The organism is Mesorhizobium sp. WSM4306 (assembly GCF_007003975.1).
Lineage (GTDB): Bacteria > Pseudomonadota > Alphaproteobacteria > Rhizobiales > Rhizobiaceae > Mesorhizobium.
The window spans coordinates 63819-90409 of the sequence record NZ_VFTC01000003.1 but is presented as its reverse complement, the minus strand read 5'-3'; the positions used below and the strand labels follow the sequence as shown (position 1 = coordinate 90409).

21 protein-coding genes are annotated in these 26591 nt (G+C 63.4%); 17 read left to right on the top strand and 4 right to left on the bottom strand.

Annotation, left to right across the window (positions count from 1 at the left end):
- The 6 genes from FJV77_RS06005 (at position 1) to FJV77_RS05980 (ending at position 7692) form a co-directional block, all read left to right on the top strand.
- Complete coding sequence (locus tag FJV77_RS06005) at positions 1-921, top strand: ABC transporter permease (protein ID WP_142865941.1); 921 nt, start codon at positions 1-3, stop codon at positions 919-921.
- Positions 914-1714, top strand: coding sequence for an ABC transporter permease (locus FJV77_RS06000; RefSeq protein WP_142865940.1), 801 nt, complete (start codon positions 914-916; stop codon positions 1712-1714). The genes FJV77_RS06005 and FJV77_RS06000 overlap by 8 nt, the downstream gene beginning before the upstream one ends.
- Positions 1715-1737: 23 nt before the next feature.
- Positions 1738-2772, top strand: coding sequence for an extracellular solute-binding protein (locus tag FJV77_RS05995; RefSeq protein WP_142865939.1), 1035 nt, complete (start codon positions 1738-1740; stop codon positions 2770-2772).
- Between the two features lie 62 nt (positions 2773-2834).
- Positions 2835-4031 carry a serine hydrolase gene (locus FJV77_RS05990; RefSeq protein WP_142865938.1) on the top strand — a complete coding sequence of 399 codons (1197 nt, stop codon included), beginning with the start codon at positions 2835-2837 and terminating at the stop codon, positions 4029-4031.
- Positions 4032-4064: 33 nt separating this feature from the next.
- Positions 4065-5246 (top strand): serine hydrolase, encoded by a 1182-nt coding sequence (locus FJV77_RS05985; RefSeq protein ID WP_142865937.1) that lies wholly within the window; start codon positions 4065-4067, stop codon positions 5244-5246.
- 124 nt (positions 5247-5370) lie between these two features.
- A complete protein-coding gene (locus FJV77_RS05980) occupies positions 5371-7692 on the top strand; it encodes a Tex family protein (RefSeq protein WP_142865936.1) in 2322 nt (773 codons plus the stop codon).
- Here FJV77_RS05980 and FJV77_RS05975 read toward each other — a convergent pair whose 3' ends face one another.
- Positions 7693-8604: a LysR family transcriptional regulator gene (locus FJV77_RS05975; RefSeq protein ID WP_142865935.1), complete on the bottom strand. Its 912-nt coding sequence runs from the start codon at positions 8602-8604 to the stop codon at positions 7693-7695. It lies immediately after the preceding gene.
- Between the two features lie 108 nt (positions 8605-8712).
- Here FJV77_RS05975 and FJV77_RS05970 point away from each other — a divergent pair, with 108 nt between their 5' ends.
- From FJV77_RS05970 to FJV77_RS05920, 11 genes are all read left to right on the top strand, one after another.
- Positions 8713-9909 carry an acyl-CoA dehydrogenase gene (locus FJV77_RS05970; protein WP_142865934.1) on the top strand — a complete coding sequence of 399 codons (1197 nt, stop codon included), beginning with the start codon at positions 8713-8715 and terminating at the stop codon, positions 9907-9909.
- A 106-nt stretch (positions 9910-10015) separates the two neighbouring features.
- Complete coding sequence (locus tag FJV77_RS05965) at positions 10016-13384, top strand: transglutaminase family protein (protein ID WP_142865933.1); 3369 nt, start codon at positions 10016-10018, stop codon at positions 13382-13384.
- Between the two features lie 6 nt (positions 13385-13390).
- The gene (locus tag FJV77_RS05960) at positions 13391-15802 is read left to right on the top strand and encodes a circularly permuted type 2 ATP-grasp protein (protein WP_142865932.1); all 2412 of its coding nucleotides are present in this window, start codon (positions 13391-13393) and stop codon (positions 15800-15802) included.
- A 1-nt stretch (position 15803) separates the two neighbouring features.
- Positions 15804-16688: a transglutaminase family protein gene (locus tag FJV77_RS05955; protein ID WP_142865931.1), complete on the top strand. Its 885-nt coding sequence runs from the start codon at positions 15804-15806 to the stop codon at positions 16686-16688.
- A 152-nt stretch (positions 16689-16840) separates the two neighbouring features.
- Entirely contained in the window at positions 16841-17767 is a 927-nt protein-coding gene (locus tag FJV77_RS05950) for a glycosyltransferase family 2 protein (protein WP_246691151.1), read from the top strand.
- Positions 17764-18648, top strand: coding sequence for a glycosyltransferase family A protein (locus FJV77_RS05945; RefSeq protein WP_142865929.1), 885 nt, complete (start codon positions 17764-17766; stop codon positions 18646-18648). Before FJV77_RS05950 ends, FJV77_RS05945 begins: the two co-directional genes overlap by 4 nt.
- Complete coding sequence (locus tag FJV77_RS05940; RefSeq protein ID WP_142865928.1) at positions 18638-19396, top strand: hypothetical protein; 759 nt, start codon at positions 18638-18640, stop codon at positions 19394-19396. The genes FJV77_RS05945 and FJV77_RS05940 overlap by 11 nt, the downstream gene beginning before the upstream one ends.
- A gap of 54 nt (positions 19397-19450) precedes the next feature.
- Positions 19451-20542: a DNA topoisomerase IB gene (locus FJV77_RS05935; protein WP_142865927.1), complete on the top strand. Its 1092-nt coding sequence runs from the start codon at positions 19451-19453 to the stop codon at positions 20540-20542.
- A 98-nt stretch (positions 20543-20640) separates the two neighbouring features.
- Complete coding sequence (locus FJV77_RS05930; protein WP_142865926.1) at positions 20641-21015, top strand: YciI family protein; 375 nt, start codon at positions 20641-20643, stop codon at positions 21013-21015.
- On the top strand, positions 21012-22286 hold the full coding sequence (locus FJV77_RS05925) for an RNA polymerase sigma factor (RefSeq protein ID WP_142865925.1): 1275 nt from the start codon (positions 21012-21014) through the stop codon (positions 22284-22286). Before FJV77_RS05930 ends, FJV77_RS05925 begins: the two co-directional genes overlap by 4 nt.
- A gap of 176 nt (positions 22287-22462) precedes the next feature.
- Positions 22463-23977 carry an aldehyde dehydrogenase family protein gene (locus tag FJV77_RS05920; protein WP_142865924.1) on the top strand — a complete coding sequence of 505 codons (1515 nt, stop codon included), beginning with the start codon at positions 22463-22465 and terminating at the stop codon, positions 23975-23977.
- 250 nt (positions 23978-24227) lie between these two features.
- Here the strand turns inward: FJV77_RS05920 and FJV77_RS05915 are convergent, their stop codons facing one another.
- The 3 genes from FJV77_RS05915 to FJV77_RS05905 form a co-directional block, all read right to left on the bottom strand.
- Positions 24228-25094, bottom strand: a complete 867-nt coding sequence (locus FJV77_RS05915) for a hypothetical protein (protein ID WP_142865923.1) — start codon at positions 25092-25094, stop codon at positions 24228-24230.
- 308 nt (positions 25095-25402) lie between these two features.
- Positions 25403-25915: an OmpA family protein gene (locus FJV77_RS05910; protein WP_142865922.1), complete on the bottom strand. Its 513-nt coding sequence runs from the start codon at positions 25913-25915 to the stop codon at positions 25403-25405.
- Between the two features lie 11 nt (positions 25916-25926).
- Positions 25927-26586 (bottom strand): L,D-transpeptidase, encoded by a 660-nt coding sequence (locus tag FJV77_RS05905; RefSeq protein WP_142865921.1) that lies wholly within the window; start codon positions 26584-26586, stop codon positions 25927-25929.
- Positions 26587-26591: the final 5 nt, after the last annotated feature.

Below are 26591 nucleotides of genomic sequence, written 5' to 3'. Positions count from 1 at the left end.
ATGGCGACCGCGGAAGAAGTCGCCAAGGCAGCGGAGCGGCGCGATGTGCGCGACCGCTGGCTGCTGTCAGCGCCAGCATTGCTGGTGATTTTCCTCGCTGCGACCGGCCCGTTGCTGATCGTGCTGATCTACTCGTTCCTGACGCCCGGCCCCTATGGCGACGTGAAGTGGCAGTTTTCGCCCGATGCCTGGCTGTCGGTGTTCATGGAACGCGACATTTTCGACGATACGCTCTCGCTCGCGGCGGCGCATGTCACCATCTTCTGGCGCTCGATCAAACTTGCGGTGGTAACGACCATCGCCACTTTGACACTCGGTTTTCCAACCGCCTATTTCATGGCGACGCGCAGCGAGAAGACCAGGGATCTCTGGCTGTTCCTGATCACCATCCCGTTCTGGACCAACCTTCTGATCCGCACCTTTGCCGTGCTGCAGATCATCCGCAACGAAGGCATCATCAACACCATCCTCATCAAGCTCGGCATCGTCTCGACGCCGGTGCAGATCCTCTACACCGACACGGCGATCCTGATCGGCATGGCCTATGTCTACCTGCCGCTGATGGTGCTGCCGATCTATGCCAGCATGGAGAAGCTCGATTTCCGGCTGGTCGAGGCGGGCTACGATCTCTACGCGACACGCTTCAAGGTGCTGCGCAAGATCATCTTTCCGCTGGTCAAACCCGGCGTCATCGCCGGCTCCATCCTGGTCTTCATCCCGGCCCTCGGCGCCTATGTGACCCCAAGCGTGCTTGGCGGCGGCAAGAACATGATGCTGTCCAACCTGATCGAATTGCAGTTCGGGCAGGGCCGCAACTGGCCGCTCGGCTCGGCGCTGTCGATCACGGTGATGATCATCGTCATGGTGGCGCTGCTTGCCTATGTGCGCAATGCCGGCAAGTCGGGGGTGCGGCATGGCTAGCAACTTTTCGATCAAGCACCAGCCGGGCTTCACGGCGATCGCCGCGACCTGTTTCGTCGTGCTCTATCTGCCGATCATCGTGCTGGTCGCTTACGCCTTCAATGCGGCGAACTCGACGTCCGAATGGGGCGGTTTTTCGATGCGATGGTTCCAGTCGGCGGGGCAGAACGTGCAGGTCATCGACGCGACCCTGCGCTCGTTCCAGATCGGCGCTGTCGCGGCGGTGCTGTCGACGATCTTTGCCACCATGGCCGCGCTCGCCACCACGCGCACGGCGCCCTATCCCGGCCTTACCTTCAAATATGCGGCGATCAACCAGCCGCTGATGGTGCCCGAGATCGTCACCGGCGTGGCGCTGCTGATCTTCTTCTCGCGCATCAAAATCTTCACCGGCTATTCCGGCCTTGGCTATTTGATCGCCGCGCACACGGCGTTCTGCATTCCGTTCGCCTATTTGCCGATCCGGGCGCGGCTGGAAAACATGGACCTGACGCTGGAGCGCGCCGCGGCCGATCTCTACGCGACGCCATGGAAGACTTTTCGGCGCATCACGCTGCCGCTTTTGTGGCCAGGCATCCTGGCCGGGCTGATGCTGGCCTTCGTCATCTCGCTCGACGACGTCGTCATCACCGAGTTCGTCAAATCCGGCGGCCAGGACACGCTGCCCACCTACATGCTCGGCCAGATCCGCCGCGGCATCACGCCTGAGATCAACGCGATATCGACCGCCTTCCTGCTGCTTTCGGTCGCGATCGTCACGTTGTTTTTCTTCGTCAGCAGGAAACGAGACTGAACCGACAAATGGGAGTTAAAACCATGAACTGGAAGACAATGACAGCCGCCATGGGGTTGGCGCTGCTCGCAACGACGGGCCTGGCCCGCGCCGATGGCGAGCTGAACATCTACAATTGGGGCAACTACACCAGCCCCGACGTGATCAAGAAGTTCGAGGCCAAATACAACGTCAAGGTGACCATCACCGACTACGATTCCAACGACACGGCGCTCGCCAAGGTGCGCCAGGGCGGCACCGGTTTCGACATTGCGGTTCCGTCGCAGACCTATGTGCCGATCTGGATCAAGGAAGGCCTCGTCCAGGAGACCGACCCGGGCAAGATGGAAAACTTCAAGAATGTCGCGCCCGAATGGGCCAATCCTGACTTCGACCCGGGCCGCAAATATTCGGTGCCGTGGGCGCTGGGCACCGTCGGTGTCGTCGTCAACACCGATGCCTACAAGGGACCAGCCGACTCGTGGGGCATCATCTTCAACACGCCGGACGAGTTGAAGGGCAAGACCAATGTCGTTCCCGAGATGAATGACGTTATCTTCGCGGCGATCAAATATGTCGGCGGCCAGCAATGCACCGATGACAAGACGGTGCTGAAGAAGGTGCGCGATACGCTTGTCGCAGCCAAGCCGAACTGGATCGCGATGGAATACAACACCATCGAGAAGATGGGCGCCGGCGACTTCAAGGCGACCAGCGACTGGAACGGTTCGGCGCTGCGCCAGCGGCTGGCCAATCCGGCCATCCACTACAATTATCCGAAGGAAGGCTACGGCCTGTGGAGCGACAACGTTGTCGTTCTCAAGGAAGCCAAGAATGTCGAGAACGCCAAGCTGTTCCAGAACTTCATCATGGATCCGGAAAACGCGGCCGGCCTCTCGGCCTTCCACCGCTACGCCAATGCCATCACCGGCTCGGACAAATACATGCCGGCCGATATGAAGGACGCGCCGGAAGTCGTCATTCCGGAGGCTGCGAAGGCACAGGGCGAATTCCAGAAGATGTGCGCGCCTGAGATCCAGGACATCTACACCAAGATCTGGACCGAACTGCAGAAGTAACCGCTTCTTGAGAGATCCGGCGGTTTTTCCCGCCGGATCTCTTCTTTTCCGGAATGGCTTTCATGGACTCCTATCGCAACAGCGATCCGCGGCCGCCGATCATGCAGGGTTCGCCGCCGCAAATGGTATTGCCGAAGCTCGATTGGGACCGGCCGCCATGGAACCGCTGGGCCTTCCAGCACATCCGTGAATTCCTGCCGACCATCGAGGTCTGGCGCGGCAATGGCCATCGCCATCGTCTCGAACGGGCAGAGACCGATCTCGCTGCGCTGCCGGTCGAGGACAGTGAGGGTCGCCCGACAACGCTCGCCGGCCTGCTCGACGAGACCTATGCGGACGGCTTTCTTGTACTGAAGAACGGCAAGGTCGCCTATGAGCGCTATTTCAACGGCATGGACGAGCGCACGCTGCACCTGTCGCAGTCGATGGCGAAGTCGATAACCGGCACAGTGTTCGGCATACTGGTCGGGCGTGGACTGATCGATCCGGCCAAACCGGTGACCGCCTATCTGCCGGAACTCGGCGAGACCGGCTGGGCCGGCGCCAGCGTGCAGCATGTGCTCGACATGACCACCGGCGTGCGCTTTTCCGAGGAATATACCGACCGGTATTCCGACATCGGCCAGGTCGATGTCGCCACCGGCTGGAAGCCTGTGCCGCCGGGCAGCGATCCCGCTTTCCAATGGCCGTCGCATCTGTTCGAACTGATCCTGCGGCTGAAGGACAAGGTGCGGCCGCATGGCGCCGCGTTCGAGTACCGCTCGATCGAAACCGATGTGCTGGCCTTCATCATGGAACGGGTGACCGGCAAGCGGCTGGCGCAGCTGGTCTCGGAGGAACTCTGGCAAAAGCTTGGCGCCGACGAGAGCGCCTGCTTCACCGTCGACAGCGCCGGCTATGCGCTGGCCGATGGCGGTTTCAACGCGACGCTGCGCGACTACGCCCGCTTCGGCCAGCTGATCCTCGACAATGGCCGCGGCATCGTGCCGGCCGACTGGATCGAGGCGACGCGCAACGGCAGGCATGGGCCGGACTTCAATCCGAGCCTGCCGGAAGGCAGCTACCGCAACCAGTTCTGGATCGAGAATCCGCGCTCGCGCGCGCTGATGTGCCGGGGCGTGTTCGGGCAAATGATCCATATCGACTGGGACACCAGCATGGTCGTGGTCAAGCTTTCGACCTATCCGGATTTCAGCAACGTCGCCTATTCGGTGGCGACGCTGAAGGCCGTGCACGCCATAGCCAAGGCGCTTGGCTGAAACCACACAAACCATCCCTTCGAGGAAACGTTCATGACCGGCAAGACCGCGTTCGAGACCCGCTACGGCTTTGCCCGCAACGAGGTGCTGCTTTCCAACTGGCGGGAAAATCCGTTCAACCGCTGGTCGTTCCAGAATCTCGGCGAACTGGTGCCGACCGCTCCCGTGGCGGCGACGCCTGGAAGCGTCGAGGCGCCGGTGCGGGACATGAGCGGCCTGCTTGGCGAAAAGGTCTCCGTCGCCGGCGCGGCGGAGACGGTGGCTGAATTCCTGGCGCGCTCGAGCAGCGACGCGCTCACGGTGATGAAGGGCGGCAAGGTGATCGGCGACTGGTTCGCGCCCAATATGGAGTTCAGCGCTCGCCACATCATCTTTTCGATCAGCAAGTCGGTTACCGCCATCATCGCCGGCATATTGGAAGGCGAGAGCGTATTCGATCCGGAAGCGCCGGTGACGGCCTACATTCCAGAGGCCAGCGGTTCGGCCTATGCCGATGCGAGTTGCCGGCATGTGCTCGACATGAGCGTCAGCCTCGATTTCGAGGAGGCATATCTCGATCCCGAAAGCGCTTTTGCCCGTTATCGCCGCGCGACGCTGTGGAATCCCGGCGGCGGCACGGAAAGCCTGCGTGAATTCATCCTGACCTTGCAGCGGCTGGCGGAGCCGCATGGCGAAACCTTCCGCTATCGCTCGCCCAATTCCGATCTGCTCGGCATCCTGCTGGAGCGCGCTTCGGGACAGCGTTTCCCCGACCTGATGCGCGAGAAACTGTGGCTGCCTCTGGGTGCCGTCAGCGAAGCCTCGATCGGCGTCGACATGGAAGGCACGGCGCGCAGCGCCGGCGGTATTTCGGTGACGCCGCGCGATCTGGCGCGGATCGGTGAAATGATGCGGCAAGGCGGAACGGCCAATGGCCGGCGCATCGTGCCGGAGACCTGGGTGCGCGATACGACCGTTACCGGCGGCAGCGCGGAGGCCTGGCAGCGCGGCACCATGGTGCACCTGTTCCCGAAGGGCCGGTATCGCAACAAATGGTACCAGACGGGGCACGAAAACGGCGCCTTCTGTGGCATAGGCATCCATGGCCAGTGGCTGTACGTGAACCCCAAGACCGAAGTGGTGATCGCAAAAATGGGGTCGCAGCCAGTGCCGGAGGAGCCTGCGCTCGAACGCGAGATCGTTGCCTTCTTCGAGGCGCTGAGCGGGCTGGTTTAGCCCATCCCGGCCATCCGAACTGCTGTGCGCTTTCCTGTGGACCTCGCGCGCTGGTGAAGACGCGACGGTTGGCGGCGCTGCCATCTGCGCCTATGGTCGCCGCTCTTTTGCGACAAGGACCAGCATGGCATCGGACAGCAAGCGCATCGCAGCAATCATCGCGGCCGAGATCGGCGCGCGGCCCGAACAGGCGGCCGCAGCCATCGGGCTGCTCGACGAGGGGGCCACCGTGCCGTTCGTGGCCCGCTACCGCAAGGAGGTCACCGGCGGGCTCGACGACACGCAATTGCGCGACCTTGCCGAGCGGCTGGCCTATCTGCGAGAGCTCGATGCGCGGCGCGATACGATCCTCGGTTCGATCCGCGAACAGGGCAAGCTGACCGAGGAGCTTGAAGCCAAGATCGTAGCTGCCGTCACCAAGGCGGAGCTGGAAGACATCTATCTGCCCTACAAGCCCAAGCGCCGCACCAAAGCGGAGATCGCGCGGGAGCGCGGGCTTGGGCCGCTGGCCGAAGCTATCCTGGCCAACCGTTCACTTGTGCCTGCCGAGGCGGCGCTGGCCTATGTGACCCAGGAGGTAGCCGACGCCAAGGCTGCACTCGAAGGTGCGCGCGACATACTGTCGGAGCAATTCGCGGAAGATGCCGATCTGGTCGGCAAATTGCGCAGCTACATGAAGGAACGCGCCTTCATGCGTGCCCGTGTCGTCGACGGCAAGCAGGAGGCCGGGGCGAAGTTTTCCGACTATTTCGGCCACGTCGAGCGCTGGGCCAATGTGCCGAGCCATCGTGCGCTGGCGATGCTGCGCGGCCGCAACGAAGAGGTGCTGTCGCTCGACATCGAGGTCGATGCCGATGACACCTCGCCGGTGAAGCCGGTCGAGCGGATGATCGCCAATGCCTACGCCATCGGCTCCAGTCTGCCGGGTGACCGCTGGCTGATGGAGGTCGCCGGCTGGACCTGGCGCATAAAACTGTCGCTGCACCTGACGCTCGACCTGATGCGCGATCTGCGCGAGCGGGCGGAGGAAGAGGCAATCCACGTCTTTGCCCGCAATCTGAAAGATCTGCTGCTGGCAGCACCCGCCGGCTCGCGGCCGACCATGGGGCTCGACCCCGGCATCCGCACCGGCGTCAAGGTGGCGGTGGTCGACGGCACCGGTAAGCTGGTGGCGACGACGACGGTCTATCCGTTCCCGCCAAGAAACGATGTGCGCGGCACGCAGGCCGAACTCGCGGCACTCATCCGCCAGCACAAGGTCGAGCTGATCTCGATCGGCAACGGCACCGGCAGCCGCGAGACGGAGAAGCTGGTCGCCGACATGCTGTCCGACCTGCCGGCCGGTGCAGGTCCCAAGCCGCTCAAGGTGATCGTCAGCGAGGCCGGCGCCTCGGTCTATTCGGCTTCGGCCACCGCGGCAGCCGAATTCCCAGGCCTCGACGTGTCGTTGCGCGGTGCGGTATCGATCGCAAGGCGCTTGCAGGATCCGCTCGCCGAACTGGTCAAGATCGAGCCGAAGTCGATCGGCGTCGGGCAATACCAGCACGATGTCGACCAGTACCGGCTCGGCCGGTCGCTGGAAGCGGTGGTCGAGGACGCGGTCAACGCCGTCGGCGTCGATCTCAACACCGCCTCGGCGCCGCTTTTGGCGCGCGTTTCAGGGCTTGGAGCGTCGCTCGCCGATGCCATCGTCGCGCATCGCGATGCGACCGGACCGTTTGCCAGCCGCAAGGATTTGCTGAAGGTGGCGCGGCTTGGGCCGCGCGCGTTCGAACAATCCGCCGGCTTCCTGCGCATTGCCAATGGCAGCGAGCCGCTCGATGCCTCGTCGGTGCATCCGGAAGCCTATGGCGTGGCGAAGAAGATCGTCGCCGCCTGCGGCCGCGATGTGCGTTCGCTGATGGGCGACAGCGCTGCGCTGAAGGCGCTCGACCCACGCGTCTTCGTCGACGAGCGCTTCGGCCTGCCGACCGTGCGCGACATCATTGCCGAACTGGAGAAGCCCGGCCGCGATCCGCGTCCTGGTTTCAAGACGGCGACCTTTGCCGACGGCGTCGACGACATCAAGGATCTGAAACCCGGCATGCTGCTGGAAGGCACCGTGACCAATGTCGCTGCCTTCGGCGCCTTCGTCGATATCGGCGTGCACCAGGACGGGCTGGTGCATGTCTCGCAACTGGCCGACCGGTTCATCAAGGACGCGCATGAGGTGGTGAAGGCCGGCGATGTCGTGAAGGTGCGCGTGGTCGATGTCGACATCAAGCGCAAGCGCATCGCGCTGTCGATGCGCAAGGATGGCGGCGAGGGCGGCGCCTCGAAAGGACCGCGCGACAATGGCGGCGGCAGGCCGGCGCCACGTGGGCCGGCGCCGCAGCGCCAGCCCGAGAGGCCTTCGCAACAAGGCGCGTTCGGCGCAGCGTTGGCCGAGGCGCTGAAGCGGAAGTAGCTACCAGGCCAGAACAGCCGGCTCCTTCTCAACCTGGCCCAGCAGCCAGTCGCGAAAGCTGGCGACCGGCGGATGGCCGCGTTTGTCGTGCGGCACGACGAGGTAGTAGGCGCTGCGGCTCTGCATCGGCTGTCCGGGCGTCGCCACGAGCTGGCCGCGCTGCAACTCGCCCGATATGAGAACCTGCGGCAGCAGCGCGACGCCAAGTCCCGCCATGCAGGCCTGGGCGACGGTGCCGAATTGCTCGAACTGCATGCCAGGCCCGGTCGGCGCACTTAGGCCCTGTTCCTCGAACCATTCGCTCCAGGCGCCCGGACGCGTCGCCATGTGCAGCAGCGGCAGGCGGCTGATGTCGGCCGCAGTAGTGATGGCGCGGCTGGCCAGGAATTCGGGGGAAACCACCGGCATCACGGTTTCGCGCATCAGCAATGTGGAGTCGGCGTCTGGCCAGTCCGGCTGGCCGTGGTGGATGGCGGCGTCGAGCCGCTCACGGGCGAAATCGAAACGGCCGATGCGCGTGACGAAATTGATGGTGATGTCGGGGTTCTTCGTGACGAAATCCGGGATCAGCGGCATCAGCCAGCGCGTGCCGAAGGTTGGCAATATAGCAAGGTTCAGCATGCCACTATGCCGATTGCTCATCAATCCGAGCGCTGCGTCGCGCAACTGGCCGAGCGCTGAACGCACCGCCTCGGCGTAGATTTCTCCCGCCGTTGACAGCCGGACATTGCGGCTGTCGCGCTCGAACAGCTTGCGGCCGAATTGTTCTTCCAGAAGTGCTATCTGCCGGCTGACGGCGCCCTGGGTCAGGTCAAGTTCCTGGGCAGCAGCGGTGAAGGAGCCGAGGCGAGCCACCGCCTCAAAGGCGGCAAGGGCGCTGGTGCTCGGTAAAAGGCGACGCTGGACGTTCATGATTCATTACTATCTCTCATTGATCGGTGATGCAATTTCGTTTGATTTTTTCAAGGTGGAGGCGGATAAGCCCGGCAATTAATATTTTGCTGGGAGAGACAGAGAGCCATGGCCGCCGACAAGAACGCGTTCGTCTGGGAAGACCCTTTCCTGATCGAGAACCAGCTTTCCGAGGACGAGCGCATGGTGCGCGATGGCGCGGCGGCGTTCGCCGCCGACAAGCTCGCGCCGCGTATCGAGGAGGCCTATCTCGAGGAAAAGACCGATGCCGGAATCTTTCGCGAGATGGGCGAGGCTGGCCTGCTCGGCATCACCATTCCCGAGGAGTATGGCGGGCTCGGCGCCAATTACGTGACCTACGGGCTGGTCGCGCGGGAGGTCGAGCGCGTCGATTCCGGTTATCGCTCGATGATGTCGGTGCAATCGTCGCTGGTGATGTATCCGATCCATGCCTATGGCTCGGAAGAACAGCGCAAGAAATATCTGCCGAAGCTGGCCTCGGGTGAATCGATCGGCTGCTTTGGCCTGACCGAACCGGATGCCGGCTCCGACCCCGGTGGCATGAAGACGCGGGCCGAGAAGACCGCGAACGGCTACAAGCTGTCGGGCTCGAAAATGTGGATCTCCAACGCGCCGATCGCCGATGTGTTCGTCGTCTGGGCGAAGCTCAAGGGCGACAACGGCAAGGACGAAATCCGCGGCTTCGTGCTGGAAAAGGGCATGAAGGGGCTGTCGGCGCCGAAGATCGGTGGCAAGCTGTCGCTGCGCGCGTCGATCACCGGTGAGGTGGTGATGGAAGGCGTGGAAGTGGGCGAAGATGCGCTGCTGCCCAACGCCAAGGGCCTCGGCGGCCCGTTCGGCTGCCTCAACCGGGCGCGTTACGGCATTTCCTGGGGCGCCATGGGTGCGGCCGAGGATTGCTGGCGCCGTGCCCGGCAATACGGACTAGACCGCAAGCAGTTCGGCAAGCCGCTGGCCGGTACGCAGCTGTTCCAGAAGAAGCTCGCCGACATGCAGACGGAGATCGCCTTGGGTCTGCAAGGCTCGCTGCGCGTCGGGCGGCTGATGGACGAGGGCAAGATGGCCCCGGAAATGATCTCGATCGTCAAGCGCAACAATTGCGGCAAGGCGCTCGACATCGCCCGCCAGGCCCGCGACATGCATGGCGGCAACGGCATCCAGATCGGCTACCACGTCATGCGCCACGCGCAGAATCTGGAGACGGTCAACACCTATGAAGGCACGCATGACGTGCACGCGCTGATCCTGGGCCGGGCGCAGACGGGAATACAAGCGTTCTTCTGAGCCGGCTTCGGCTGCTTAAATTGGGTGCACCGCAACATCTGTGCTTGGAGAATGCCCAGCAGATGTGTCAGGGTTCGGCGAGTTAAACGCCGATCTCCGGGGCCCCATGGCAATTCTGGCAGCCGTCTACCACCTGACCCACTACAAATATGACCGGCCTGTGGTTCTCGGGCCCCAGGTCATCAGGCTGCAGCCGGCGCCGCATTCCCGCACCAAGGTGCTCAGCCATTCGCTGAAGGTCGGGCCGGCAAACCACTTCGTCAATCTGCAGCAGGATCCTTACGGCAATTTCCTTGCCCGGTTCGTCTTTCCCGAACCGGTCACGGAGCTGAAGATCGAGGTCGACCTCGTCGCCGACATGACGGTCTACAATCCGTTCGATTTCTTCGTCGAGCCTGCGGCCGAGACCTTCCCGTTCGAGTACCCGGAAGAGATCAGGGACGATCTCGCCATCTACCGCACGCCGGAGCCGGCCGGACCGCTGCTGTCGGCTTTTCTCGCAACGATCGACCGCAACTCAACCAACACCGTCAATTTCGTCGTGGACCTCAATGCGCGGCTGCAGCGCGAGATCGCCTATATCGTGCGAATGGAAACCGGTGTCTTCTCGCCGGAGGAGACGCTGGCCGCGAAAAAAGGCTCGTGCCGGGATTCGAGCTGGCTGCTGGTGCAAATCCTGCGCAACCTCGGCATCGCCGCGCGCTTTGTCTCCGGCTATCTGATCCAGTTGAAGCCCGATCTGGTGTCCCTTGATGGCCCGGCCGGGACTGCTGTCGACTTCACCGACCTGCATGCCTGGTGCGAGGTCTATCTGCCGGGCGCCGGCTGGATCGGCTTCGACCCAACCTCGGGCCTGCTCACCGGCGAAAGCCATGTGCCGCTGGCAGCGACGCCGCATTTCCGCAACGCGGCGCCCATTTCCGGCATGGCGAGCTTCGCCAATGTCGAGTTCGGCTTCGACATGCGGGTCGACCGCATCGCCGAACATCCGCGCATCACCAAGCCATTCTCCGATGAAAGCTGGCAGGCGCTGGATGCGCTGGGCAACAAGGTCGATGCAGCGCTTCAGGCAGGCGATGTCAGGCTGACCATGGGCGGCGAGCCGACCTTCGTCTCCATCGACGATTTCGAGTCGGCCGAGTGGAACACCGCCGCCGTCGGCCCGACCAAGCGCGAAAAGGCGGATGCGCTGATCAGAAAGCTGCGCGAACGTTTCGCCCCGGGCGGCTTCCTCCATTACGGCCAGGGCAAATGGTATCCGGGCGAAAGCCTGCCGCGCTGGACCTTCTCGCTCTACTGGCGCACCGATGGCCAGCCGGTGTGGAGCGATCCGTCGCTGATCGCACGCGAAAAGAGCGATGCGAAGGTCGGACCGCAGCAGGCCGAAAGCCTGCTGACGGCGATCGCCGGAGAACTCGGCATCGACAGGGCGATGGTCAGCGAAGCCTATGAAGACCCGGCCGAATGGCTGCTCAAGGAAGGCAAGCTGCCCGACAATGTCGACCCGTCCAACTCCAAGCTGGAAGACCCGGAAGAACGCAGCCGCATGACAAAAGTCTTCGAGCGCGGGTTGACCAAACCGTCGGGCTATGTGCTGCCGGTGCAGCGCTGGAACAGCCAGGCTTCGGCTTCGGAGCCGCGCTGGCGTTCGGAGAAATGGAAGACGCGGCGCGGCCGGCTGTTCCTGGTGCCGGGCGATTCACCGGTCGGCTACCGTCTGCCGCTGGGCACGCTGCCTTACGTGCCGCCGGCACAGTTCCCCTATATCGTGCCAGTCGATCCATCGCTGCCGCGCGGTGCCTTGCCGGCGCGGGAAGCGATCCTGCCTGCTGCTGCTGCTCCGGCAGAATTGGAAGGCGCCGACGAAATGGCGCGGCGCCAGCAGGCAGTCTCCTTCACCGCCGCCACCGGGCAGCAGGACCGGGTCGAGCAGGAGATCACCGAGATCGGCGGCGCGGTGCGCACCGCACTTTCGGTCGAGCCGCGCGACGGGCGGCTCTGCGTATTCATGCCGCCGGTCGAGGCGCTGGAAGACTATCTCGAACTGGTGGCAGCCGCCGAAAACGCGGCCAAGGCGATCGGCTTGCCCGTGCATATCGAAGGCTATGGCCCGCCGCACGATCCGCGCCTCAACGTCATTCGCGTCGCGCCCGATCCCGGTGTCATTGAGGTCAACATCCATCCGGCCGCCAATTGGCAAGACTGTGTGGCGACGACGACGGCGATCTACGAAGAGGCGCGGCAGACGCGGCTTGGCGCCGACAAGTTCATGATCGATGGCCGCCACACCGGTACCGGCGGCGGCAACCATGTCGTCGTCGGCGGTGCGACGCCAAATGACAGCCCGTTCCTGCGCCGGCCTGATTTGTTGAAGAGCCTGGTGCTGCAATGGCAGCGGCGGCCGTCGCTGTCCTATCTGTTTTCCGGCCTGTTCATCGGCCCGACCAGCCAGGCGCCGCGCTTCGACGAGGCGCGCCACGACTCGCTCTACGAGCTTGAGATTGCGATGGCGCAGGTGCCGCACCCGGACCAGGGCAATGCACCCTTGCCATGGCTGGTCGACCGGCTGTTCCGCAATCTGTTGACCGACGTCACCGGCAACACGCACCGTTCGGAAATCTGCATCGACAAGCTGTTCTCGCCCGATGGTCCAACCGGGCGGCTCGGCCTGGTCGAGTTCCGCGGCTTCGAGATGCCGCCCAATGCGCGCATGAGCCTGGCGCAGCAGCTTCTGGTCCGCGCCATTATCGCCCGCGCCTGGAAGAACCCGCTCGACGGTCGCTTCGTGCGCTGGGGCACATCGCTGCATGACCGTTTCATGCTGCCGCATTATGTCTGGGCGGACTTCCTCGATGTGCTCGACGACCTAAAGCTCAACGGTTTCGAGTTCCGTCCCGAATGGTTCGACGCCCAGCTCGAATTCCGCTTTCCCTTCTGCGGCGAAGTCCAGCATGCCGGCATCAAGCTGGAGCTCAGGCAAGCGCTGGAGCCGTGGCACGTCATGGGCGAGCAGGGCGTCATTGGCGGCACCGTGCGCTTCGTCGATTCCTCGGTCGAACGGCTGCAGGTCAGGACCGAAGGCCTCAACCCGGAACGCCACGCGATCGTCTGCAACGGCCGCGTCGTGCCGATGAAGGTGACCGAAAACCGCGAGGTCGCGGTGGCAGGCGTACGCTTCAAGGCCTGGCAGCCGGCGTCGGGCCTGCATCCGGCGCTGCCGGTCAACACGCCGCTGGTCTTCGACATCTACGACCGTTGGTCGGGCAGGGCGGTCGGCGGCTGCGTCTACCATGTCGCGCATCCCGGCGGGCGCAGCTACGACACCTTCCCGGTCAACGGCAATGAGGCCGAGGCGCGGCGGCTTGCCCGCTTCGAGCCGCGCGGCCACACGCCGTCGGCCTATGTGCTGCGCAACGAAGAACCCCCTGAAGACTTCCCGATGACCCTTGACCTCAGGCGGCCACCCAGACTCTGATCAGCAATGGCAAAGGGGAATCAGAAAAAGATACGCGGCAAGCCGCTGAGGCACAGTCTGCTGGAGCACTACCAGCCGATTGACGGCGTCGTCGACGAGATGGTCGATGCAGCAGGCAATCCGCGTCCGGCCTGGGCTCCTTTCATCGAGGCGCTGGAGGAACTGGGCCCCGAAAAGCTCGGCCAGCGCTTCGCCCGCGCCGACCAGTATCTGCGCGATGCCGGCGTCTATTACCGCGTCTATGACAAGGCCGGCGCCAATGAGCGCGAATGGCCGCTGGCGCACATCCCGCTGCTGATCGAGGACAAGGAATGGGCCGAGATCAGCGCCGGCCTCGTCCAGCGGGCCGATCTGTTCGAGGAGATCGTCGCCGATATCTATGGGCCGAACCGGCTGATCGACAAGGGCATCCTGCCGGCGGGCCTAATCGCGGCGAGCCCGGAATATTTGCGGCCCGTCGCCGGCACCAGGCCGGCCAGCGGCCATTTCCTGCATTTTTGCGCCTTCGAGCTCGGCCGCGGACCGGACGGAAGCTGGTGGGTGCTGGGCGACCGAACGCAGGCGCCGTCGGGCGCCGGTTTTGCGCTTGAAAACCGCGTCGCCACGACGCGCGCGCTGTCCGACATCTATGGCGAGATGCATGTGCATCGCCTGGCCGGCTTCTTCCGCCGCTTCCGCGATGCGCTGATCGGCATGGCAAAGGAGAATGACGGCCGCGTCGCCATCCTGACCCCGGGGCCGCTCAACGAGACCTATTACGAGCACGCCTATATCGCCCGCTATCTCGGCATCATGCTGCTCGAGGGGGAGGACCTGACCGTTTCCGGCGGCAAACTGATGGTGCGCACGGTTTCCGGGCTGATGCCGATCAGCGTGCTGTGGCGACGGCTCGATGCCGCCTTCGCCGATCCGCTGGAACTCAGACCAGACTCGCAGATCGGCACGCCGGGACTGGTCGAGGCGATCCGCCGCGGCGCTATTTCGACGGTCAATGCGTTGGGTTCGGGCCTGATGGAAACGCGGGCGCTGCTCGCCTTCCTGCCGAAAATTTCGCGCGCACTGCGCGGCGAAGAGCTTTTGTTGCCGAGCGTCGCCACCTGGTGGTGCGGGCAGGACAGCGAGCGCCGGCATGTGCTTGCCAATCTCGACCGCATGGTGATCGGTCCGGCGCTGTCGACGCGCCTTGCCTTCGAGGACGATGATCAGACCAGGCTCGGTTCGGCGCTGACGCCTGAGGAACGCACTGCGTTGATTGCGCGCATCGAGATCGACGGCGGCGGTTTCGTTGGCCAGGAAGCGGTAACGCTGTCGACGACGCCGGTCTATGTCGGCGGCTGGCTGGAACCACGGCCGGCCAGCCTGCGCGTCTATCTGGCGCGCACGCCGGAGGGCTGGACGGTGATGCCGGGTGGATTCGCCCGCGTTGGCCTCTCGCTCGACCCGACGGCTATCGCCATGCAGCGCGGCGGCCAGGCCGCCGACGTCTGGGTGGTCAGCGACAAGCCCGTCGAGCGCGAGACGCTGCTGCCGCAGGAGCATGACAGCTTTGCCCGCACCATGCCGGGCAGCCTGCCAAGCCGTGCGGCCGAAAACCTGACCTGGCTCGGCCGCTACATCGAGCGCTCGGAAGACACGGTGCGCATCCTGCGCGCCTATCATGTGCGGCTGGCCGAGACCTCCGATCCGGACATGCCGCTGCTCGCCGATGTCAGGGACTATCTCGAGCCGTTCGGCATCGACCTCGAAGCGGCCATTCCGCCCGGATTGATCGGCACGCTGGACAGCGCCGTCTACAGCGCCGGACAGATTCGCGACCGGTTTTCGCCCGATGGCTGGCTGGCGTTGAAGGATCTGTCGAAGACGATCCACCAATTCGCAACGACAGTGGCGCCCGGCGACGATGCGACACGTGCGATGACGGTCATGTTGCGCAAGCTCGCCGGCTTTTCCGGCCTGCTGCATGAGAACATGTACCGTTTCACCGGCTGGCGTTTCCTCGAGATCGGCCGGCGGATCGAGCGCGGCATCCAGATCGCCCGCACCCTTGCCCGTCTCACCCGAGCCAGTGCGCCGGACGGCTCGCTCGACATGATGCTGGAGATCGGCGACAGCGTCATGACCCACCGCCGGCAGTATCCGGTGCGGGCCGGGCGCCGAACGGTGATCGACCTTTTGGCGCTCGACCCGCTCAACCCGCGCTCGATCCTGTTCCAGCTCGAGCGGCTGAAGGCGGAGATCGGCCTGCTGCCGTCGCTTGGTCCGGAGGGGCACATGTCGGTGGCGGCCAAGGAAATCCTGCAGCTCAACACGGCAATTGCCGTCATGGAGCCATCGGAGATGTCGGCGGAGGTGCTGGACGATTTCGCCACCGAGATCGGCAACCTCTACAGCAGCCTCGCCAAAGCGTACTTCGGTTAACATGCTGTACGATATCAGGCTTCATCTCAGCTACGATTATGACGCCGCGGCCGGTGGCAGCCGGCATCAGGTGCGTGTTTTGCCGCAGACCATTGCTGGCGTGCAGCGTGTGGTCGCCGCCTCGCTGTCGTTTGTGCCGACCCCGTCCGAGCGGACGGATTTTGCCGATTTCTTCGGTAACAATGTTACCGCGATCGCCTTTCGCGATGTCCATGACGGGCTCGACATCCGAATGAGCGCGCGCGTGTCGGTGTCGCGGCCGGAGCCTGGGCTCGACGTGTCGCCCGACTTGCAGCGGCTGAGGGAAGAACTCGGTGCGGTGCGGTCACTGGCGCCTGACGCACCGCATCACTTTCTCACGGCCAGCGACCATGCCGGCATCGATGCAGCGATCACCGCCTATGCACACGGCAGCGCCAGCGGCTCGACGGTCGGCACGGCCATCGATCTGTGCAACCGCATCCACCGTGACTTCACCTATGATGGTGAGGCGACCACCGTTCATACCAGGGCCAGCGACGCCTTCCGTTTGAAGCGCGGCGTGTGCCAGGATTTTTCGCATATCATGATCGCCGGCTTGCGCGGGTTGGGCATTCCCGCCGGCTATGTCAGCGGCTTCCTGCGCACCATTCCGCCGAAGGGCAAGCCGCGGCTCGAAGGCGCCGATGCCATGCATGCCTGGGTCAAGGTGTGGTGCGGGCGCGATGCCGGCTGGCAGGAATTCGACCCGACCAACGGCATGCGGGCCAGCAACGACCACATCACCGTCGGCTACGGCCGCGACTATTCCGACGTGGCGCCGATCGTCGGCGTGCTGAAGACCACCGGCGGTCAGGTCGGCGACCAGGCCGTCGACGTCATTCCGGTTGCGCTGGAAAAGGCCTGAGTGCCCTAATTTGCCAGCCGCTTCGCCGCCGGCGATGCTGGTAAATGCCACTTCTCAAACCGCATTGCCGCGGTTAGCTTGGTTCTGTTTTCAAGACGTTTTTTGTCGCTTGATCGCGAGATTTGCAATTGCGGGGTCTACAGTTGACACGGGTGAGCGTCGTCATTCCCGCCCACAATGCGGCGGAAACAATTCTGGAGACGCTGGCCTCGCTCAGCACGGAAGCCGCGATCATCGGCGAAATACTCATGGTCGATGATGCATCGACTGACGATACGGCGGGAGCGGCGCAGCGGATCGCGGCAAAATTTGCTCTCCCGTTGCGCGTGTTGCCCGCTAATTGCCGCGATGCTGGGGCTGCCCGAAATGTTGCCCTTCAGCAGGTGGCATGCCCTTGGGTTTATCTGATCGACGCCGATGATCTGCATCTTGAAGGCGGTTTGCGCGCTTTGCTCCGTCGGGCGACACGCCAGCCAAAGGCGGACATGGTCGCGGGCGCCTACAAACGTCTTGTCGACGGCCAGGACCGATCGTTCAAGGTGCCTGAAGGCTACAAGGCAGACTGTCTGGCCAACGCTGCCGCCTATCTGAAAGGCGATCTGCGGTCGGCGGCCGTGGGTAGCGTGCTGGCTTCACGCGATCTGATAGGGGAGACGCGTTTTGCGGTCAGCCTTGCCTATGACGAGGATACGCTTTTCTGGGGGCGGCTGATGAGCCGAGCGGCAATGGCCATCATCCCCGACCCTGTTATGATCTACAAAGTTTCAAGCGAGCGGTCCGACAATCGCTTCGTGAGCAATCCGGTGCGGCGGTTCCTGGACTGGCGCAGGGAGCTGCGCAAGCTCGCCGATTGCCACATCCCGCTCTCGGCGCTCAAGACCCGTGAGGGGCTTGTAAGCCTCAAGATCGCCCGTGTTCATTATGCTCGCGGCGACCTCGACAAAGCGTCGCGCTTTCTGGATGTGGCCGCAGCAGCGCCGAAGCGGTGGACAGACGCCTGGCGCGTCGTCCGCTACAGGGTCAAGATTGCTTCCAGGCGCATCTCGGCGTCGACGTCGCGAATGCAGAGCACCGCATGACAGCCTCGCCGAGCCTGGCCGTCATCGTGATTGGGTTGCGGGCACCAGCAAAGCTGGTGGACGCTGTCAGATCTCTGACGAGGCAGGATACGCCTTTGGAAATCGTGGTGGTCAATTCCGGCGGCGGTGACGCCAAGGCCTTGCTTTCGGGTGCTGGGGTCGATGTGCCGGTCATCGAGGTTTCTCATCAGGTGTTCGTTGGAGCCGCGCGCAACATCGGAATTGCGGCCACGAAAGCACCGTTCGTTGCTTTCCTTGCCGACGATTGTCTGGCTTGCCCCGGATGGGCCGATGCTCGAATTCGTCATCACACCGCTGGTGCCGCAACCGTTGCCAGCGCCATTTCGAACAGTCATCCTGAAAGCCTGGTGGCTTGTGCGGCGTATCTAGCACTTTTTGCACGACGGCTTCCCGGCCTTCCCGCCGAATTGGCGCTTCGATACGGCGTGTCGTTCGACCGCAGTCTGTTCGACAGGTTCGGTCTCTTCGACGAAAACATCGCGTCGGCGGAGGATACGGATTTTCTCGACAGGCTGCCTTCAGAACTTACACCCATCTGGGACCCGGCGATCAAAACCATCCATAGCAATGAAACGCGATTGGTCCGCCTGGTTGTCGACCAGTTCAAGCGAGGTTATCGCGGCGGAGCGTATCGCGCCGCAACGACGACAACTCCACCGCTTCGATTGGCTCGTGGCACCTTCAGCGATCGACGGCAAATCAGGAAATTGGCGCGGACAGGTCTCCTCGGACCTGAACTGGACCTTGTAATTCGTTCCATGCCGCTAATGGTCCTTGCCGTTTTCGCCAAATCCATCGGCGTCTATTTCGGTGCCCGGCATCACTTGAAGAAGGCTCGGCTGACTTGCAATGATCACTAGTCAACTGAAACCAGCACGTTGGCGACGTAGTCGAATATTCTGGACCCGTCAAAGGACGATTGCGGTCTTCAGCTATCGATACGATGCGCATCTGGTTCCCGCCCTGCTTGCCAATCTGGATCCGATCGTCGACGGCTGGATAGGTTTCGATGACCGACAGGCCGAAGGCATTTTCAGCAGTGAAATCCAACGTCGCCAGCTATTGCTGAAGGCAGCTTATGATGCGCGCGCGGACTGGATCCTCGCAATAGATCCCGATGAAAGGTTGGAACACGGCGCTGCAGGGCAGATTGGAAGGCTGACAAGTCGCCGAGGGCGTCTAGCCTGGGGGTTTCATCTCCGGGAGATGTACTCGCCAAAAGATTACCGCATAGACGGAGTCTGGGGCTCGAAAATGCAACATCGGCTTTTTCGGGCCTATGATCCCTCGCGGTATCATTCAAAGGATTTGCATGGGCAATGGTATCCTCCCGACTTTGGCTTTCGGGAGAAGAACAGCGGTCTCAATCTCTATCATTTGAAAATGATCGAGCCGCGTCGTCGGTCTGGCCGCAGGGCACTCTACCAGCACCTCGATCCCAAAAACGCCATGCAGGACACGGGCTACGACTATCTGGCCGATGAGACTGGCGCCCGTTTTGAGACAATCGCACCCGGTCGCGACTACCATCCGCCCCATATCGACGATGGCGGAATCTGGATGGCCAGTCCGACCGCCAACGGCAAAAACCGGCTTCCAGACGTTTGACCGGAACCCATTCGCCGCCTGACGCTTATCACCTGGATCATCGATGGAGCAGGCATGCTGGGCAGGCGGGGTGCAATTTCGGTTGATGCTGCCGAGGGCATCGGGAATGGGCAGGCGCGCGGCCAAGTCTTCGCCGATCAGGCCTCGCTTACCTATGTCAGCGACAGCGAGCCGGGTATTCGCCGTCTGAAGGCAGGCGAGGGATTTTCCTACAAAGGCGCGAAAGGCCAGGCCGTCGGTGCATCGGCCATCGCCCGCATCAAGGCGCTGGCCATTCCGCCGGCGTGGACGGATGTGTGGATCTCGCCCGATCCCGCCGGCCATATCCAGGCGACCGGCCGCGACCAGCGCGGGCGCAAGCAGTATCGTTACCATCCGCTGTGGGCCGCGGAGCGTGACGGTGCCAAATATTCGAGCCTCGTCGCCTTTGCTGAAAGCCTGCCGGAGCTGCGCCGCCGCATCGACGCCGATCTGCGCCGCCACGGCCTGCCGGCCGAGCGCGTCATGGCGGCAATCGTGTGGCTGCTCGACAACACGATGATCCGTGTCGGCAATGCAGCCTATGCACGCGACAACAAGAGTTTTGGGCTGACGACCCTGCGCGACCGCCATGTCGATATCAAGGGATCGAGCCTGCGCTTTGCCTTCAAGGGCAAATCCGGCAAGGAATGGAAACTCAAGCTGGTCGACCGCCGCATCGCTCGGGTCGTGCGCGGCGCGCAGGATATACCGGGGCAAAAACTGTTCCAGTATCTGGACGAGGACGGGGCGAGGCATCCGGTGCGCTCCGACGACGTCAACCGCTACATACGCGATGCTGTGGGAGAAGACTTCAGCTCCAAGCATTTCCGCACCTGGGGCGGCACCATCCACGCCGCGTCGCTGTTTGCACAGACGGAACTTCCCGAAAGCCAGGCCGGGGTGAAGCGGGTGATGAATGCCGTCATCGACAAGGTGGCCGAGCGGCTCGGCAACACGCGCGCCGTCTGCCGCAAATGCTACATCCATCCGCAGGTCTTCGAATCCTGGGCGCAGGGGCGGCTGCTCAGCGAAATGACTGAAGCCAACAAACGCAAGCGATCCATAGATGGCCTCGACGACGAGGAGGCGCTGGTGCTGCGGTGGCTGAAGTCGAGCGAAGATTGAAGGCGGGCGAAGGCTGAGAAATAGCCCTAACTTTTTTGTCGACGCCATGTCGGCATAAGCCCTACTGTTTCGTCCTTTGATACAGAAAAGGACGTCCCATGCTCTACGCTATCCTCTGCTATGCCTCCGAAGATGTCGTCTCCTCCTGGAGCAAGGCACAGGATGACGATGTGATGGCGAAGCTGCTCAATGTGCAGCAAAAATATGCTGACGCCGGCCGGCTTGGCCCGGTGGCACGGCTTCTGCCCACCACCGCAGCGACGACGCTGCGCCAGGTCAAGGGCGAATCGGTGGTCATCGACGGCCCGTTTGCCGAGACCAAGGAACAGTTCCTCGGCTTCTACACGCTCGAATGCGCCGATCTCGATGAGGCCGTCGACTTCGCGCGCGAGCTTTCCGAGGTCAATCCCAGCGGTGGATCCTATGAGATCCGACCGGTTTCCATCTTCGACCCAACCAGAGTTTTGAAATGACCGACCTTTCCTGGATCAGCTCTGCGATCTCAGCCGCCCGCCCACAGGCGATGGGCGCGCTGCTGCGCTATTTCCGCGATCTCGATACGGCGGAAGAGGCTTTCCAGGACGCGTGTCTCAGGGCACTCAAGAACTGGCCGCAGAACGGGCCGCCGCGCGATCCGGCGGCCTGGCTGATCTTTGTCGGCCGCAACAGCGGCATCGACGCGGTGCGCAAGCGCGCCAAGCAGGCGCCGATGCCGGAAGAGGACCAGATCTCGGACCTTGAGGATGCCGAGAGCGATATCGCCGAGCGGCTGGACGGCGCGCATTACCGCGACGATATATTGCGGCTGCTTTTCATCTGCTGCCATCCCGACCTGCCGGCAACGCAGCAGATTGCGGTGGCGCTGCGCATCGTCTCCGGCCTCACCGTCAAGCAGATCGCGCGCGCCTTCCTGGTTGGCGAAAGCGCCATGGAGCAGCGCATCACCCGCGCCAAGGCGCGCATTGCCGACGCCGGCGTGCCGTTCGAGACGCCGGGCGCGGTCGAGCGCTCAGAGCGGCTCGCAGCCGTTGCGGCCATGGTCTATCTGATCTTCAACGAGGGCTATTCGACCAACAGTGGCGAGGCGCCGGCGCGCGCGCCGCTCTGCGAAGAGGCGATCCGGCTGGCGCGCCTGCTGCTCAGGCTGTTCCAGACCGAGCCTGAGATCATGGGGCTGACGGCGCTGCTGCTGCTGCAGCATGCGCGTGCACCGGCGCGTTTCGACGAGAACGGCGAGATCGTGCTGCTCGACGACCAGGACCGCTCGCTGTGGAGCCGGAAGATGATCGACGAGGGGCTGGCGCTGGTCGACAAGGCGCTGCGCCACCAGAAGCCCGGCCCCTACCAGGTGCAGGCGGCGATTGCGGCACTGCATGCGCGGGCGGCAACGCCCGAGGAAACCGACTGGACCGAGATCGATCTGCTCTACAGCCTGCTGGAAAGGATGCAGCCATCGCCGGTGGTGACGCTGAACCGGGCGGTTGCGGTCGCCAAGGTGCGTGGTCCGGAAGCCGCCCTTGCCATGATCGAGCCGCTTGGCGAAAGGCTGTCCGGTTATTTCCACTTCTTTGGCCTCAAGGGCGGGTTGCTGATGCAACTTGACCGTGGCGATGAGGCGCGTGTTGCCTTTGACCGTGCGATTGCCTTGGCCAACACGGCGGCGGAAGCCGCCCATATCCGCATGCATATCGACCGGTTGATGAGAGACGGCGCCGTGAAGGCGCCGGCGAAAACAGCGCACTGAAGACTGCTGGCTCAATCGTGCAGTCCCGGCTTGGACCATGCCGGGGTGGCGATTTTCCCCTGAAACGAGTAATGCCACGCCATGACAGCGCCCGACGTGCCCGCGGCACGCAGGCGACGTGGCGCGAAGGCTCGACCGCCGCCATATTATGGCGAGCGGATCTGAAAGGGATAAAAATGACGATAGCGAAGGAAACGGCTGAACTTCTGGCGAAACTGGGCGTGGCCAAGGACGCGCTTAGCGGCGGCGACCTCATCGTGCGCAGCCCGGTGACGGGGGAGCAGATCGCGGCGCTTAAGACGATTTCACCGGCCGAGGCGGCCAAGGCCATCGATGCCGCGCACAAGGCGTTCCAGGCCTGGCGGATGGTGCCGGGCCCCCGGCGCGGCGAACTGGTGCGGCTGCTCGGCGAGGAATTGCGCGCGCACAAGGCCGAGCTTGGCCGGCTGGTGTCGATCGAGGTCGGCAAGATCCCGTCTGAAGGCCTCGGCGAAGTCCAGGAAATGATCGACATCTGCGATTTCGCCGTCGGCCTGTCCCGCCAGCTCTACGGCCTGACCATCGCCACCGAGCGTCCGGGACACCGCATGATGGAAACCTGGCATCCGCTGGGCGTCGTCGGCGTCATTTCGGCCTTCAACTTCCCGGTCGCGGTGTGGTCGTGGAATGCAGCACTTGCGCTGGTCTGCGGCGATGCCGTGGTGTGGAAGCCGTCGGAAAAGACGCCGCTGACGGCGCTCGCCTGCGAGGCGATTTTTGCGCGCGCGGTCAAGCGCTTCGGCGCTGACGCGCCGCAGGGCTTGGCGCAGGTGCTGATCGGCGACCGCGCTGTCGGCGAGATCCTCGTCGATCATCCCAGGGTGCCGCTGGTTTCGGCCACAGGCTCGACGCGCATGGGCCGAGATGTCGGCCCAAGGCTGGCCAAGCGCTTTGCCCGCGCCGTGCTGGAACTCGGCGGCAACAATGCCGGCATCGTCTGCCCAACCGCCGATCTCGATATGGCGCTGCGCGCCATCGCCTTCGGCGCCATGGGCACCGCCGGCCAGCGCTGCACGACGCTGCGGCGTCTCTTCGTGCATGACAGCGTCTATGACGCGCTGCTGCCGCGGCTGAAGAAGGCCTATGAGAGCGTCTCGGTCGGCAACCCGCTGGAGACCTCCTCGCTGGTCGGTCCGCTGATCGACAAGGCGGCGTTCGACGCCATGCAGAAAGCGCTCAAAGAAGCCACCGCTCACGGCGGCAAGGTGACCGGCGGCACGCGGGTGGAGAACGGCCATCCCGACGCCTACTACGTGCATCCGGCGCTGGTCGAAATGCCGAAGCAGGTGTCTCCGGTCACCGAAGAGACCTTCGCGCCGATCCTCTATGTGATGAAATACTCCGATTTCGACGCCGTGCTCGACGAGCACAATGCTGTCGGCGCCGGTCTGTCGTCGTCGATCTTCACCCGCGACCTGCAGGAATCCGAGCGCTTCCTCGGCGTCGACGGTTCGGATTGCGGTATCGCCAACGTCAACATCGGCACATCGGGTGCCGAGATCGGAGGCGCCTTCGGTGGCGAGAAGGAGACCGGCGGCGGACGCGAGAGCGGTTCGGACGCCTGGAAGGCCTATATGCGCCGCGCCACCAACACGGTGAACTACTCCAAGGCGCTGCCGCTGGCACAGGGCGTGTCGTTCGACATCGATTGATGCGGTGCGCCGGCTTCCCTGACCCGTTGATCCATCCCGTTTCAGTCGGGATGGATCGCTATAGTTCAGCCTGGATCGTTCCGCTTGTCGATGTCGGAAACGGTGCCGCGTAAGCAGCATCGATGATGGCGAGCTTGAAGGCCTGCGCGCTCATATATTCCTGGTAGAAGCTGTTCGAGACCACATTGCCGCCTGCCAGGTCTTGGCAATTGGTATGATTACCTTTCCCAAGAGTTGTGAGCGTGGAGGTTCAGCCAGCCTTTTGCATCGGGCGACAGGCCTCGAAAGCGGCATCGATGACCGCAAGTTTGGCGGCCTGAACGGTCATGTATTCCTGATAGAAGCTGTTCGAGACCCACATTACCGAATGCCCGCGCCGGCCCATCCAGCCGACGCTGCCGAGCTTTTCTGCGTCGCGCAACTTGCGCGCCAGATGGGTGCGCGAGAGTTTTAACCACCTGGCGAATTCTCCGACCGAAACCACGCTGGTCGGGATCTGGTCGAGACCGGCATTGTCAGGATCGATGCCGGACATCAGCCAATCCATGACGATGCCGCCATTGTTGAGCCAGATAAACAGCGAAAAGGTCTGTTTGGGTTCGCGCACCGGGTTGGAGGAGAGCAGGCCTTCCGCAACCAGCGGCTGCAGCCTGGCAATCATGCCGGGCTGCTCGAGAAACAAAGCGAGGCGATTCCCGCCGTCGAGGCCGTCGAGTGTGCGCAGATGCGCAAACACCCAGCCATCGAATTCCTTCAGCGTCGCTGTCGTCACCTGAAAGGGATGGGCGCGTCCGTCACCGGTGTGCGGCAGGTATTCGATGATGTGATAGTGCAGCATCTCCTTGATGAAGGCCTCGGCCGTGTTGCGGCTGGCGACGGAATAGCGGAGCACGGCATCGATGAAGCGGGCGAGAGTAAGTTCCGTGCGGGGATCGCGCGGGTCGCGGGCGAAATGCATGGCAAGGCCGGTGTGAGCCAGCAGCCAGCGCTGTTGCGTGGCGAACACGGCGGCCAGGCGCGGGCTCGTTTCATAGATGTGCAGCAGCGCCTTCGACTGCGCCTGGACATAACGATGCAGCGCCGGATGGCCGGCAATATATTCGAAATTCAGCGCCATCCTCCTCGTCCTCCGGCCAGCCCCGGCAGCGAAGACGCAATCACATTTCCAGCCTTAGCCGCCCGTGTCCAGCCATGCCAACCCGGACAAAAGGCCTAGAGCTGTCAATCGTTCCACGGACCTCGCGGCGCTGAGGAAGCTGATGCCATGTCAGCAATTGGTGCAATCAAGACGTCCGGCCCTGCCGCTGGCCACGTCTGCTTTCAGGCAGCGTTAAGCCAATCTCTTCGCCCGACATGAGGCGTAAAGCAGCCATGCCGCCGTCGCGTTGTGAGGCTCTGATTTGGTGACAAGCAAAACAGCAGCCCCTACGACTCGTCCCTCTCATCGCGCAGATTGGACACAACGCGGCGGTTCTGCGACCTGCAGGCGTTGTCGGGGCAGTCGCGGACGAGCCTGTCCTTGCCGTAGCCCTTGGCCCACATGCGGTTGCGGTCTATGCCGCCGGCGGCGAGGTAGTTCATCACCGCATCGGCGCGCTGCTGCGACAGCGCTGTTTCGCTTGCGCCGGGATCGTCGGCGAAACCCTGCAGCTTGAGCAGCCAGCGCGGATACTTTGACAACCAGGCGATCTGGGTGTCGAGGGTGGTCTTGGCGACAGAATCGAGCGCGGCCGAACCTTTCGTGAAATAGGTGCGGCGGCCGACATTGAGGATAAAATCCTCCTCGCTGCCCGGCTGCACGTTCTGGAAGCCGGCAATCTCGGCGTTGGTGACGTCGGGCGTGGGCGGGGTCAGCGTGTTGCTCGTCGAGCAGGATGCGGTCAGCACCAGCAGGCTGGCGGCGAGCAGCCGGCGCGTGTTTTCAATCATGCGGTTCATGATCCGCCCAATCATTCGACAGTGGTGGAAGGGGGCGCCTGGTCGGCGATGTGCGGCAGGACCTCCACCGCGGTGCCGATCGGGCACCGCTGGTAGAGGTCGATGATGTCTTCCGGGAACATGCGGATGCAGCCGCTGGAAGCGTCGGTGCCGATGCTCCATGGCTCCAGCGTGCCATGCAGGCGGTAGCCGATGTCGGCGCCGTCGCGGTACAGATAGAGCGCGCGCGGCCCGAGCGGATTGTTGGGCGCGCCGCCTGCGACCATGGGCGGCAGCTCCGGCCTGCGCTTACGCATTTCGGGGGGCGGGACCCATTGCGGCCACAGCGCGCGGCGGTCGATCGTCGCGCGGCCGTACCATTTGAAGCCTTCCTTGCCTACGCCGACGCCGTAGCGGATGGCGGTCTTGTTTTCCATGATGAGGTAGAGGAAGTGGTGGCGGGTATCGACCACGACGGTGCCGACCGGCTCGCTGCTGAAATACTTGACGATCTGGCGATGCCATCTCTTGTCGATCTTGGCGAAGTTGGTCTTGCGATAGACAAAACTGTTGTCGCTGGCGGTACCGGCGAAAAAAGACTTTGCCGCCGCGGCTTGAACAATAGTGCCACTTGCACCGACCGCGACCAGCGCCAAGCCACCGATCACGACACCCCTACGTGATAAAACCATCGGCA